The 12,696-nt window shown below is 69.6% G+C and carries 11 protein-coding genes and 1 tRNA gene; 3 read left to right on the top strand and 9 right to left on the bottom strand.

Annotated elements, in window-relative coordinates; all coding sequences use genetic code 11:
- Positions 1-18: 18 nt before the first annotated feature.
- The gene (ppc, locus tag OO68_RS28710) at positions 19-2,751 is read left to right on the top strand and encodes a phosphoenolpyruvate carboxylase (protein ID WP_033312078.1); all 2,733 of its coding nucleotides are present in this window, start codon (positions 19-21) and stop codon (positions 2,749-2,751) included.
- A gap of 217 nt (positions 2,752-2,968) precedes the next feature.
- Here ppc and OO68_RS28705 read toward each other — a convergent pair whose 3' ends face one another.
- The 7 genes from OO68_RS28705 to OO68_RS28675 form a co-directional block, all read right to left on the bottom strand.
- Positions 2,969-3,472: a hypothetical protein gene (locus tag OO68_RS28705; protein ID WP_106974443.1), complete on the bottom strand. Its 504-nt coding sequence runs from the start codon at positions 3,470-3,472 to the stop codon at positions 2,969-2,971.
- 42 nt (positions 3,473-3,514) lie between these two features.
- Positions 3,515-4,117, bottom strand: coding sequence for an aminoacyl-tRNA hydrolase (pth, locus tag OO68_RS28700; protein ID WP_033312077.1), 603 nt, complete (start codon positions 4,115-4,117; stop codon positions 3,515-3,517).
- A gap of 69 nt (positions 4,118-4,186) precedes the next feature.
- The gene (locus OO68_RS28695; RefSeq protein WP_033312076.1) at positions 4,187-4,783 is read right to left on the bottom strand and encodes a 50S ribosomal protein L25/general stress protein Ctc; all 597 of its coding nucleotides are present in this window, start codon (positions 4,781-4,783) and stop codon (positions 4,187-4,189) included.
- A gap of 187 nt (positions 4,784-4,970) precedes the next feature.
- Complete coding sequence (locus tag OO68_RS28690) at positions 4,971-5,951, bottom strand: ribose-phosphate diphosphokinase (RefSeq protein ID WP_033312075.1); 981 nt, start codon at positions 5,949-5,951, stop codon at positions 4,971-4,973.
- Positions 5,952-6,086: 135 nt separating this feature from the next.
- Positions 6,087-7,535 (bottom strand): bifunctional UDP-N-acetylglucosamine diphosphorylase/glucosamine-1-phosphate N-acetyltransferase GlmU, encoded by a 1,449-nt coding sequence (glmU, locus tag OO68_RS28685; RefSeq protein WP_078625502.1) that lies wholly within the window; start codon positions 7,533-7,535, stop codon positions 6,087-6,089.
- A gap of 129 nt (positions 7,536-7,664) precedes the next feature.
- A tRNA-Gln gene (locus tag OO68_RS28680) sits at positions 7,665-7,738 on the bottom strand.
- A gap of 11 nt (positions 7,739-7,749) precedes the next feature.
- Positions 7,750-8,628 (bottom strand): hypothetical protein, encoded by an 879-nt coding sequence (locus OO68_RS28675; protein ID WP_033312073.1) that lies wholly within the window; start codon positions 8,626-8,628, stop codon positions 7,750-7,752.
- Between the two features lie 167 nt (positions 8,629-8,795).
- Here OO68_RS28675 and OO68_RS28670 point away from each other — a divergent pair, with 167 nt between their 5' ends.
- Positions 8,796-10,094, top strand: coding sequence for a sensor histidine kinase (locus tag OO68_RS28670; protein WP_033312072.1), 1,299 nt, complete (start codon positions 8,796-8,798; stop codon positions 10,092-10,094).
- Between the two features lie 15 nt (positions 10,095-10,109).
- Here OO68_RS28670 and OO68_RS28665 read toward each other — a convergent pair whose 3' ends face one another.
- The gene (locus OO68_RS28665) at positions 10,110-10,604 is read right to left on the bottom strand and encodes an SUKH-3 domain-containing protein (protein ID WP_033312071.1); all 495 of its coding nucleotides are present in this window, start codon (positions 10,602-10,604) and stop codon (positions 10,110-10,112) included.
- A gap of 79 nt (positions 10,605-10,683) precedes the next feature.
- Positions 10,684-11,286 carry a YwqJ-related putative deaminase gene (locus tag OO68_RS28660; protein WP_033312070.1) on the bottom strand — a complete coding sequence of 201 codons (603 nt, stop codon included), beginning with the start codon at positions 11,284-11,286 and terminating at the stop codon, positions 10,684-10,686.
- Positions 11,287-11,684: 398 nt separating this feature from the next.
- Between OO68_RS28660 and OO68_RS28655 the strand changes: the two genes are divergently transcribed.
- A complete protein-coding gene (locus OO68_RS28655; protein ID WP_033312069.1) occupies positions 11,685-12,689 on the top strand; it encodes an SMI1/KNR4 family protein in 1,005 nt (334 codons plus the stop codon).
- The last annotated feature ends 7 nt before the right edge of the window (positions 12,690-12,696 follow it).

Below are 12,696 nucleotides of genomic sequence, written 5' to 3'. Positions count from 1 at the left end.
CTGCAAGGAGCCGCACCTGTGAGCAGTGCCGACGACCAGACCATGACGACGAGCAGCGAGCTGCGTGCCGACATCCGCCGTTTGGGCGACCTCCTCGGCGAGACCCTCGTCCGCCAAGAGGGCCCCGAGCTGCTGGAACTCGTCGAAAAGGTCCGCCGCCTCACCCGAGAGGACGGCGAGGCCGCCGCCGAGCTGCTGCGCGGCACCGAACTCGACACCGCGGCCAAGCTGGTCCGCGCCTTCTCCACCTACTTCCACCTCGCCAACGTCACCGAGCAGGTCCACCGCGGCCGCGAGCTGCGCGCCCGCCGCGCCGCCGAGGGCGGACTCCTCGCCCGTACGGCCGACCGGCTCAAGGACGCCGACCCCGAGCACCTGCGCGAGACGGTCACCAACCTCAACGTCCGCCCCGTCTTCACGGCCCACCCCACCGAGGCCGCCCGCCGCTCCGTCCTCAACAAGCTCCGGCGCATCGCCGCGCTCCTGGAGACCCCGGTCATCGCATCCGACCGGCGCCGCCTGGACACCCGCCTCGCCGAGAACATCGACCTCGTCTGGCAGACCGACGAACTGCGCGTGGTGCGCCCCGAGCCCGCCGACGAGGCCCGCAACGCCATCTACTACCTCGACGAGCTGCACGCGGGCGCCGTCGGCGACGTCCTGGAAGACCTCACCGCCGAACTGGAGCGGGCCGGAGTCAAGCTCCCCGACGACACCCGACCCCTCACCTTCGGCACCTGGATCGGCGGCGACCGCGACGGCAACCCCAACGTCACCCCCCAGGTCACCTGGGACGTCCTGATCCTCCAGCACGAACACGGCATCAACGACGCCCTGGAGACCATCGACGAACTCCGCGGCTTCCTCTCCAACTCCATCCGCTACGCCGGCGCCACCGAGGAACTGCTGACCTCCCTCCAGACCGACCTGGAGAACCTCCCCGAGATCAGCCCCCGCTACAAGCGCCTCAACGCCGAAGAGCCCTACCGGCTCAAGGCCACCTGCATCCGGCAGAAGCTGGAGAACACCAAGAAGCGCCTCGCCAAGGGCACCGCCCACCGCGACGGCCACGACTACCTCGGCACCAGTGAGCTCCTCGCCGACCTGCGGATCATCCAGCGCTCCCTGCGCGAGCACCGCGGCGGCCTCTTCGCCGACGGCCGCCTCGCCCGCACCATCCGCACCCTCGCCGCCTTCGGCCTCCAGCTCGCCACCATGGACGTCCGCGAACACGCCGACGCCCACCACCACGCCCTCGGCCAGCTCTTCGACCGGCTCGGCGAGGAGTCCTGGCGCTACGCCGACATGCCCCGCGACTACCGCGCCAAGCTCCTCGCCAAGGAACTCCGCTCCCGCAGGCCGCTCGCCCCCACCCCGGCCCCCGTCGACGCGCCCGGCGAGAAGACCCTCGGCGTCTTCGGCACCGTCAAGCGTGCCCTGGAGGTGTTCGGACCCGAGGTCATCGAGTCCTACATCATCTCCATGTGCCAGGGCGCCGACGACGTCTTCGCCGCCGCCGTCCTCGCCCGCGAAGCCGGCCTCATCGACCTGCACGCCGGCTGGGCCAAGATCGGCATCGTCCCGCTGCTGGAGACGACGGACGAGCTCAAGGCCGCCGACACCATCCTCGAAGACATGCTCTCCGACCCGTCCTACCGGCGCCTCGTCGCGCTCCGGGGCGACGTCCAGGAGGTCATGCTCGGCTACTCCGACTCCTCCAAGTTCGGCGGCATCACCACCAGCCAGTGGGAGATCCACCGCGCCCAGCGCCGCCTGCGCGACGTCGCCCACCGCTACGGCGTACGCCTGCGCCTCTTCCACGGCCGCGGCGGCACCGTCGGCCGTGGCGGCGGCCCCACCCACGACGCCATCCTCGCCCAGCCCTGGGGCACCCTCGAAGGCGAGATCAAGGTCACCGAGCAGGGCGAGGTCATCTCCGACAAGTACCTCATCCCGTCCCTCGCCCGGGAGAACCTCGAACTCACCGTCGCGGCCACCCTCCAGGCGTCCGCCCTGCACACCGCCCCGCGCCAGTCGGACGAGGCCCTCGCCCGGTGGGACGCCGCGATGGACGTCGTCTCCGACGCCGCCCACGCCGCCTACCGCCGCCTCGTCGAGGACCCCGACCTGCCGACGTACTTCCTCGCGTCGACGCCCGTGGACCAGCTCGCCGACCTGCACCTGGGCTCCCGGCCCTCCCGCCGCCCCGGCTCCGGCGTCTCCCTCGACGGACTGCGCGCCATCCCCTGGGTGTTCGGCTGGACCCAGTCCCGGCAGATCGTCCCCGGCTGGTTCGGCGTCGGCTCCGGCCTCAAGGCCCTGCGCGAAGCCGGCCTCGACACCGTCCTCGACGAGATGCACCAGCAGTGGCACTTCTTCCGCAACTTCATCTCCAACGTCGAGATGACCCTGGCCAAGACCGACCTGCGGATCGCCCAGCACTACGTCGACACCCTCGTCCCCGACGAGCTCAAGCACGTCTTCGACACCATCAAGGCCGAACACGAACTGACCATCCGCGAAGTCCTGCGCGTCACCGGCGAAACCGAACTCCTCGACGCCGCACCCGTCCTGAAGCAGACCTTCGCCATCCGCGACGCCTACCTCGACCCCATCTCCTACCTCCAGGTCGCCCTGCTCAAGCGGCAGCGCGACGCGGCCGCCGCCGGCGAACAGCCCGACCCGCTCCTCGCCCGCGCCCTGCTCCTCACCGTCAACGGCGTGGCAGCCGGCCTGCGCAACACCGGCTGAACCCGCGGCCCCGCACACGACCGTGCCCCCGAACCTCGCACAGGTTCGGGGGCACGCTCACGCCGTACGTCAGCCGCGGCCGGCCCGCCGACGCCGGGCCACCAGGACCGGGAAGATGTGGAGGGGGCGGCTCAGCTTCTGGCGTCGTCCGCAGACGCGTCAATCACGAACACACAACGCTCGTCCCCCCACAGAAGGGAGAGAACGCCCCAACCCCTCAGACGGTCACGAACGCCGCCGTCAACAACGCCACCCCCGACAGCGCCAGCACCCACGCCGCCCGCGTCCGCAACAGACCACCCGCCACCACGATGGACGCCAGCAACAGGGCACCACCCAGCGGAACCCAGGCGTACAACACCCCCGCCGGGCCCGAACGCACCGCGTCCTCACCGCCCGGCTTCACGACCACCGTGTAGGTCCGGCCCCTCTCCACCGCGACCGACTTCTCCAGCACCACCCGCGACCTCGGCTGCGCACCCGCCGACGACGGCGTGAACCGCCCCCAGCACGCATCGGATGCGCACCGCACCACCTCGACCGTGCCCCGCTCCCGGCCCTTCGTCAGCATCACGTGCTGCGCCGTACCCCACGACGCCCACACACCCGCGATCAGGATCAGCACCGCGACCGCACCCATCGCCGCGAACCGCCCGAACCGCAACACGACGGCCGAGGCCGGAGACGAAGGGGTGGCATGGGCAGGCATGGCCGGGATCATTGGCCATGCCTGAACGGCCCGTCAACCTCGCCGGGGGACAAGTCAGGAGTTGTACGTGCTTTGCGCCCGCTCCAGCCCCTCGATCACCAGACACTCCACCGCGTCCGCAGCCCGGTCCACGAAGTAGTCCAGCTCCTTGCGCTCCGCCGACGAGAAATCCTTCAGCACGAAATCCGCCACCGGCATCCGCCCCGGCGGCCGCCCGATCCCGAACCGCACCCGGTGATAATCCGCCCCGAACGCCTTCGTCATCGACTTCAACCCGTTGTGCCCGTTGTCGCCACCACCGAGCTTCAGCCGCAGCACCCCGTAATCGATGTCCAACTCATCATGAATCGCCACCACATGAGCCACCGGCACCTTGTAGAAATCCCGCAGCGCGTTCACCGGCCCACCCGACAGATTCATGAACGACATCGGCTTCGCCAGCACCACCCGCCGGTTCAACGGCCCCGGCGGCCCGATCCGGCCCTCAACGACCTGCGCCTGCGCCCGCCCGGCCCGCTTGAACCTCCCCCCGACCCGGTCCGCCAGCAGATCGGCCACCATGAAACCCACGTTGTGCCGGTTCCCCGCGTACTCCGGCCCCGGATTGCCCAGCCCCACGATCAACCAGGGAGCGGCGGCATCGGTCGTCACGTCCATGTCTCCTTCATACGCGTCGGCCGCTGCCCCGCACGGGAACAGCGGCCGACGAAACGACGACGCAGAGGATCAGGCCTCGGCGGCCTCTTCCTCAGCGGCCTCCTCGCCCTCCGGGGCCTCCTCGGCCTGCGCGGCCAGGACCTGCAGAACGACGGCGTCCTCCTCGACGTTCAGCTTCGTGCCCTTCGGCAGCGTGATGTCCTTGGCCAGGATCGAGTCACCCGCGGCCAGACCCTCGACGGAGACCGTCACCGACTCCGGGATGTGGGTCGCCTCGGCCTCCACCGGCAGCGCGTTCAGCACGTGCTCCAGCAGGAAGCCACCCGGGGCCAGCTCGCCCTCGGTGTGCACCGGGATCTCGACCGTGACCTGCTCGCCGCGCTTCACCAGCAGCAGGTCCACGTGCTCCAGGAAGCCCTTCAGCGGGTCACGCTGCACCGACTTCGGAATCGCCAGCTCGTTCGACTTGCCGTCGATGTCCAGCGCGATCAGCACGTTCGGCGTACGCAGCGCCATCAGCAGGTCGTGACCCGGCAGGGTCAGGTGCAGCGGGTCCGAACCGTGCCCGTACAGGACACCCGGAACCTTGTCTTCACGACGGATACGGCGCGCGGCACCCTTGCCGAACTCGGTGCGCGTCGCGGCGGAGATCTTCACCTCGGACATAGTCACTCCTCGAAGTCAGAAACGGACGTGGTCACCCGGCCACGAACGGCCTGCTACGAAGAGCGCGTCGATAACGGACAACCGCATCCCCACACGGGAACGGCCTCCCTCGCCGAGCAACTTCAGCAGTCTACTCGGAAGGGGAGGCCGCACCCAAAAGGATCTACGCAAGCACCACCACAGGTGCCTACTGCTCGTCGAACAGGCTCGTCACCGAACCGTCCTCGAACACCTCACGCACCGCACTCGCGATCGTCGGAGCGATCGACAGCACCGAGATCTTCTCCAGGTCCCGGCTCAGCTCACCCGGCGTCGGCAGCGTGTCCGTGAACACGAACTCGCTCACCCGCGAGTTCTTCAGCCGGTCCGCGGCCGGACCCGACAGCACACCGTGCGTCGCCGTCACGATCACGTCCTCCGCGCCATGCGCGAACAACGCGTCCGCCGCGGCACAGATCGTCCCACCCGTGTCGATCATGTCGTCCACCAGGACACACACGCGACCCTTCACCTCACCCACGACCTCGTGGACGGTGACCTGGTTCGCAACGTCCTTGTCACGCCGCTTGTGCACGATCGCCAGCGGCGCACCCAGCCGGTCACACCAGCGGTCCGCGACCCGCACCCGGCCCGCGTCCGGCGACACGACCGTCAGCTTCTCCCGGTCCACCTTCCGGCCCACGTAGTCCGCCAGCAGCGGCAACGCGAACAGGTGATCCACCGGACCGTCGAAGAAACCCTGGATCTGGTCCGTGTGCAGATCCACGGTCAGGATCCGGTCCGCACCCGCGGTCTTCATCATGTCCGCGATCAGACGCGCCGAAATCGGTTCACGCCCACGGTGCTTCTTGTCCTGCCGCGCGTAACCGTAGAACGGCACGATGACCGTGATGGAGCGGGCCGACGCACGCTTCAGCGCGTCGATCATGATCAACTGCTCCATGATCCACTTGTTGATCGGAGCCGTGTGGCTCTGGATCAGGAAACAGTCGGCACCACGCGCCGACTCCTGATAACGCACATAGATCTCACCATTGGCGAAGTCGAAGGCCTTCGTCGGGACGACCCCGACACCCAGCTGTTGGGCGACCTCCTCCGCAAGCTCGGGGTGGGCGCGGCCGGAGAAGAACATCAACTTCTTCTCGCCGGTCGTCTTGATCCCGGTCACAGCACTGTCTCCTCAGAGGTGTCGCAGCTGGGTGGCGAGAGACCTCGCAGCCGGCTTGCCGGAGGCCGTCTCAGCTGGTGGGGGTGCGGGTGTGCACTTATCACCGTACGCCGTGTTTGAGGCATCGGTTTCCGGTCAGCCCTCGCCGGCCGACTCCCGGGAAGCCGCCTCCGCCGCCTTCGCGGCAGCGCTCCCCGGACGCTTACGAGCCACCCAACCCTCGATATTCCGCTGCTGACCACGGGCCACGGCCAGCGAACCGGGCGGCACATCCTTCGTGATCACCGACCCCGCAGCGGTGTACGCACCGTCCCCCACCGTGACAGGCGCCACAAACATGTTGTCCGAGCCCGTCCGGCAATGCGAACCGATCGTCGTGTGGTGCTTGTCCTGCCCGTCGTAGTTCACGAACACGCTCGCCGCACCGATGTTGGTCTGCTCACCGATCGTCGCGTCACCCACGTACGACAGGTGCGGCACCTTCGTCCCGTCACCGATCGACGCGTTCTTCGTCTCCACGTACGTACCGATCTTGCCCTTCGCGCCCAGCCGCGTCCCCGGACGCAGATACGCGTACGGCCCCACCGTCGCCTCCACGCCCACCTCGGCACCCATCGCCACGGTGTTGTCGACCCGCGCACCCGCACCCACACGCGTGTCGGTCAGCCGGCAGTTGGGCCCGACCTCCGCACCCTCCGCCAGATGCGTCGCGCCCAGCAGCTGGGTGCCCGGGTGAACGACGGCGTCCTGCCCGAACGTGACGGTGACGTCCACGAACGTCGTCGCGGGATCGATGACGGTCACACCGGCGAGCATCGCCTCGGTCAGCAGCCGGTCGTTGAGGATCCGCCGGGCCTCGGAGAGCTGCACACGATTGTTGATCCCGGCGATCTCACGATGGTCGCCGGCCACCGACGCCCCCACCCGGTGCCCCGCCTCACGCAGGATCCCGAGCACATCCGTCAGGTACTCCTCGCCCTGACTGTTGTCCGTCCGCACCTTCTTCAGCGCGTCGGCGAGCAGCTGACCGTCGAACGCGAACACACCCGAGTTGATCTCACGGATCGACCGCTGGGCGTCGGTGGCGTCCTTGTGCTCCACGATGGCCGTCACGGCCCCGGTGGCCTCGTCCCGCACGATCCGCCCGTACCCCGTCGCGTCCGGCACCTCGGCGGTCAGCACGGTGACCGCGTTGCCGTCGGCGGAATGGGTGTCGGCGAGGGCCCGCAGGGTGGCACCGGTCAGCAGCGGAGTGTCCCCGCACACGACCACGACGGTCCCGTCGACGGACCCGCCGAGCTCCTCCAGGCCCATCCGCACGGCGTGCCCGGTGCCGTTCTGCTCCGCCTGCACGGCGGTACGGACGTCGGGGGCGATCTCGCCGAGGTGGGCGGTGACCTTCTCACGGGCGTGGCCGACCACGACGACCAGGTGCTCGGGCTGGAGCTCGCCGGCGGAGGCGAGCACATGACCCACGAGACTGCGGCCGCAGAGCTCGTGCAGGACCTTGGGTGTGGCCGACTTCATACGGGTGCCCTCACCCGCTGCGAGAACGACGACGGCTGCCGGGCGGTTGGCGCTCACGGGATGCCCTTCGGCTGTGGATGGGGTGGGGTGACATCCGCAGGATACCGGGGGGTTTTGTGGGGGGCATGGGTGCGGGTCCTGACCGAGGGATGTGAGTCAGGACCCGAACTGAGATCGTGCCTTATGTGGCTCCCGGGGAAGGAATCGAACCCTCATTCAAGAGACCAAAACTCTTTGTCCTACCATTAGACGACCCGGGATGGTTCGCCCGCTATGTCCGATTCTCTAGATCGGCCGCAGGTGCAGCGCCTACTATGCCGTACCAGGCGCCTTCCATGCGACGGTACAACTCGGCGCTCTTGGTGACGTAGATGGCCAAGCAGCCTCGATAGGAGTCGCCGACGTTCTTCCGAACGGTTTTCGGATTGTGCTTCTTGAGCGTTGTGCGTTGGAAGGCTGAGGCGTCCACGCCGACAAGCTCGGCCCAGTAGAGCTCGGCTTCCGTCACGTCTGCCGACTCGTGGATGTACACGCGGAATCGGAGGCGCTCGCGCTCGACGCCCTGCGAGTCGAGCCAGCGCAGGTAGAAGCCGATGACGTTCGGGTCGCTGTTGATGAACTGGAGGTTCTCGCGGCGTTGCCGGCTGTGCGCCTTGTCCTTGGCGCCCTCAGCCCAGTACAGGACGACTCCCGCCAGGAACAGTTCTCGCTGAGAGAGCTCGCCGATCGCCTGCTTGGCGGCAGCCTTGGTCTGCTGCCGTTCCTCGTCACGCACGGCCAGCTCGTGCTCCCACCTCCGTTGCGCTGCCAGCTTCGCTTGCTCTGTCGGGTCGCGACGCTCCGGCTTCGGCAGATCCCGCACCCACAGCGAGATCGAGCTCTTCGAGCACCCCAGCTCGACCTGGATCTGGTCGTACGTGCAACCCTGGAGCCGAAGCTCCCTCGCCTGCTCCCTCAGGTCGTCCTTTGCGTTCGGGCGCTTCGTCCAGGCCGGGGGCGGTTCTCCCTTCACCAGTCGGTTGAGGATGTCGTTGTTGAAGATCTTCAGCTCGTCGCGGATCTGGCGGAGGCTGAGGCCCTCTCGGCGTAGCGCCACCGCCCTCTCCCGCAGTCCCTCCAAGTCCGCGTACTTGCCAGGTGCATGTGTCATACGCATACCGTCCGGGCGGAATGACGGGTTCAGGGTCGAACGGTGAGCGATTCAGCAGTTCGAGGGATATCGGGTGGTTTCGCAGCCGAACGGTCACCCTGTGTGGTGTAGGCCAGTCCGGGAAACTCACCGGAAAACCGGCGGGGGCCGCCCGTAGGCTGGGAGGCATGACCGCGACGGGGGAAGACCATGTGACGGCCCGGGGAGGGCCTTGGTGGTGGGCCAGGCGGCGTAGTGCCGTGTTCGATGTGAGCCTGGCCGTGGTGTCCGCGCTGGAGTGCGCGCTGGAGGGGATCCCGTTCGCGCGGGACGCCGGGATCCCGGTGGCGGCGGGGGTCGTGTTCGGGTTGCTGGCCGGTTCCGTGCTGGTCGTGCGGCGGCGGTGGCCGATCGCGGTCGTGCTGGTGTCGATCGCCATCACGCCCGCCGAGATGGGCTTCCTGATGGGCGTCGTCGGCCTGTACACGCTGGCCGCGGCCGAGCTGCCCCGGCGGATCATCGCCTCGCTGGCGGGGATGTCGCTGGTGGGGACGCTGATCGTGACGTTCGTGAAGACGCGGCAGGACATGTCGCGGGGCGACCTGGACATAGGGGACTGGTTCGTGCCCTTCGCCGCGATCACGATGTCGCTGGGCTTCACGGCGCCTCCGGTGCTGCTCGGGCTGTACGTGGGGGCGCGGCGGCGGTTGATGGAGAGCCTGCGGGAGCGGGCGGACAGTCTGGAGCGGGAGCTTCAGTTGCTCGCGGAGCGGGCGGAGGAGCGGGCGGAGTGGGCCCGGAACGAGGAGCGGACGCGGATCGCGCGGGAGATGCACGACGTGGTCGCGCATCGGGTGAGTCTGATGGTGGTGCATGCGGCGGCGCTGCAGGCGGTGGCCCGGAAGGATCCGGAGAAGGCGGTGAGGAATGCCGCGCTGGTGGGGGACATGGGGCGGCAGGCGCTGACGGAGCTGCGGGAGATGCTCGGGGTGCTGCGCAGTGGCGGGGAGGGGCGGCGGGAGTCTGCCGCGTCGGTGCCGTTGGTGGCGGTGGGGGTGGCTGCCGCGGCGGCGGCTTCGCGGGCGGCGGATGACGAGGGGCCGTGTCTGGCGGAGATCGAGGAGCTGGTGGGGCAGTCGGCTGCCGCGGGGATGGTGGTGGCGTTGTCGGTGGAGGGGGATGTCCGGTCGTATGCGCCGTTGGTGGAGCAGACGGCGTATCGGGTGGTGCAGGAGGCGTTGACGAACGTCCACAAGCACGCGGCCGGGGCGAAGACGTATGTGCGGTTGGCGCATCGGGTGTCGGAGATCGCGATGCAGGTGGAGAACGAGCCGCCGGAGGCGGCGGCGTCGTCGGCGCGGTTGCCGTCCGGGGGGAACGGGCTGGTGGGGATGAAGGAGCGGGTGTCGGCGCTGGGTGGGGTGTTCGTGTCGGGGCCGACGGATGCGGGGGGTTTCCGGGTGTCGGCGGTGATTCCGGCGTCGTAGGCCGCCTCGGGGTGGTCAGGCGGTGGTGAGGCGTGCGGGTTCGGTGCCGGTGATGAGGGTGGCCAGGGCGTGGTCGATGTCGGGGCCGAGGTACCAGTCGCCGGTGTGGTCGAGGGTGTAGGCGCGGCCGTCGGTGTCGATGGCGAGGAGGGCCTGGCTGTCGGTTTCGGTGCCGAGGGGGCAGACGTCGGTGCCGAGGGCGCGGCCGAGGTCGGCGAGGGTGCGGGCCATGTGGAGGCCGTGCAGCGGGTCGAGGTGGAGGTTGGCGGGGGCGACTTGGCGGCCGGGGCCGGTGGGGGTGATGTGGAGTCCGCCGAATTCGGCCCAGGCTTCGACGGCGGCGGGGAAGACGGTGTGGCGGTGGCCTGCGGGTGAGGCGTGGTCGCGCAGGGTGTCGGCCCAGATTTCGGCTTGTTTGATGTCCCAGCGTCCGGGTTGCCAGCCGGCGGCGCGCAGGGCGGCGTCGACGGGTACGGCGAAGCGGGTGGTGGAGGTGCGGTCGGTGTGCATCTGCCCTTCGTCTCGTCGAGGTCATGGGGCGCGCGTGAGGGGGCGCCGTGCTGCGTGGTGCTGGGGTGGGGGGTGGACGTCAGCCGTTCTGGGACGCCGGGTCGACTATGCGGACCCCGAAGTGGGCGCTGAGCGCGGTGCAGGCGCGGCAGGGGGTGGCGAAGCTGCCGTGGAGGGGGTCGCCGTCCTCGCGGATGCGTCGGGCCGTGAGTTTGGCCTGCTTGAGGGCTTTGCGTGCCTCGCCGTTGGTCATGGGTTTGCGCGCGGCGCGTTTGCTGCGGGCGGTGTCGGCGGCGGCGATGTGGCGGGAGATGAGGATGGTTTCGGCGCAGCGGCCGGTGAAGCGGTCGCGTTGGGCGCTGGTGAGTGTGTCGAGGAAGTCCTGGACGAGGGGGTGCAGGGCGGGGGGTGTGTCGCCGCGGGCGGCGGTGCCGGTGAGGGTGGCGCCGCGGACGGAGAGGGCGGCGGCGACGGTGGGGAGGATGCCGTCGCGGCGGTGCCGGAGGGCGGGGGCGTGGGCTGATTCGGTGGTGCTCCAGCCGATGCGGGGGTCGCCGCCCCGGGGGTCGGTGGCCCGTGGGTCGCCGTCCTGGGGGCCGGTGTCGCGGGTTGCGCCTCTGGGGTCGCTGTTTCGTGGGTCGGCGGACCGGCCGGTGTGTGGTCCCGTCTGCGTGGCGTTCATGATCGTCTTCCCCTCCGTGCATCCCCCCGGGGGTCACAGACTGCCAAATGCCGTGGCTGGTGCGGAAGCTGGGGCGCGGCGACACGCCCGGAGCGGGGTGTGCCGTCACGGTGGGGTGACGGCTGGTCACGGAAGCGGAGGGGGGTGCCGGCCGGTGCCGGTGACCGGTGTCGTCGTACCGCATAGGCTGTCGGCACCGCGGGCGATGCGGTGATCCGTTCGGGGTTCGATGTCGTGAACCGGAGGGTGATCCGCGGGGCCGGGGCGTGCAGTGAGGTGCGGTGAACTGCGCCGAGGTGCAGTGGAGTCGAGAAACAAGACGTGACAGTCGATACGGGTCGTAGTGTGCCAAGGGTGGTCAATACGGGTCGTACAGAGTGCCGCAGGGGGCAACCGCCATGACGACAGGTCGGCTCGGGCAGCAAGCCGCGCCGCCGAACGCGGCCTACGCCGGGCAGGTCGTGCATTTCCCGGATCCGGTCCGCGCGGCCCGTCACCCGAGAGGGGTACGGGTCGACGAGCATGGTTACCCCGACTTCTCGGCTTACGCGCGTGCGGCCGCGGAGATCGCGGAGCCGCCGGAGGGTTTCGGTGTCGACGAGTTGCGGCTGACGGACTACGTGTCGGCGAACACGGCGCTGTCGGCGTCCGGGCACGAGTTGTGGGACACGGTGCCGGCGGTGGCGACGCCGCACGGCTGGACGTGGCACCACGTGGTGGGGTCGCGGCGGCTGGAGCTGGTGCCGGTCGAGGTGAAGGCGCTGCTGCGGCATCACGGGGGTGTGGCGACGTCGGGTGTCGACCACTCCAAGCGGGGGACGCGGCCGTTGCAGGAGACGCGTCCGGCGCACTTCGGGCTGCCGAAGTCGGGTGTGGCGGTGACGGAGTCGCAGGTGCAGGGGGTCGAGGAGGACCTCGGCTACCGGCTGCCGGGTGCGTACCGGTCGTTCCTGAAGGCGGCGGGCGGCTGTGCGCCGGTGGGTGCCGCGCTGGACGCGGAGCTGGGGCTGCTCGTGGACCAGCCGTTCTTCACGGTGCGGGACGAGGCCGCGGTCAATGACCTGGTGTACGTCAACAAGTGTCTGCGTGACCATCTGACCAAGGACTATCTGGGGGTCGCCTTCGTCCAGGGCGGGCTGCTGGCCGTGAAGGTGAAGGGCGAGCGCATCGGGTCCGTGTGGTTCTGCGCGTACGACGACGCGCGGGACGTGGATCCCTCGGTTCCGCCGGCGGAGCGCGTGGAGCGGCTGCTGCTGCCGTGCGGGGACGACTTCGATGTCTTCCTGTCGCGGCTGGCGGGCGACCCGCCGGAGTTGGAGACGGTGGCGAACCTGATGGTGGACGGCGGGTTCGCGCGTGTGGTGCCGGTGGTCGCGGTGTCGTCCTCGGCCGTGGGGGAGTGAGGTCGGC

It is taken from the genome of Streptomyces iakyrus (assembly GCF_000717055.1).
Taxonomy (GTDB): Bacteria; Actinomycetota; Actinomycetes; order Streptomycetales; family Streptomycetaceae; genus Streptomyces; species Streptomyces iakyrus.
Note: the sequence above shows the minus strand (reverse complement) of the source record. Positions and strands in the feature narration are given on the sequence as shown.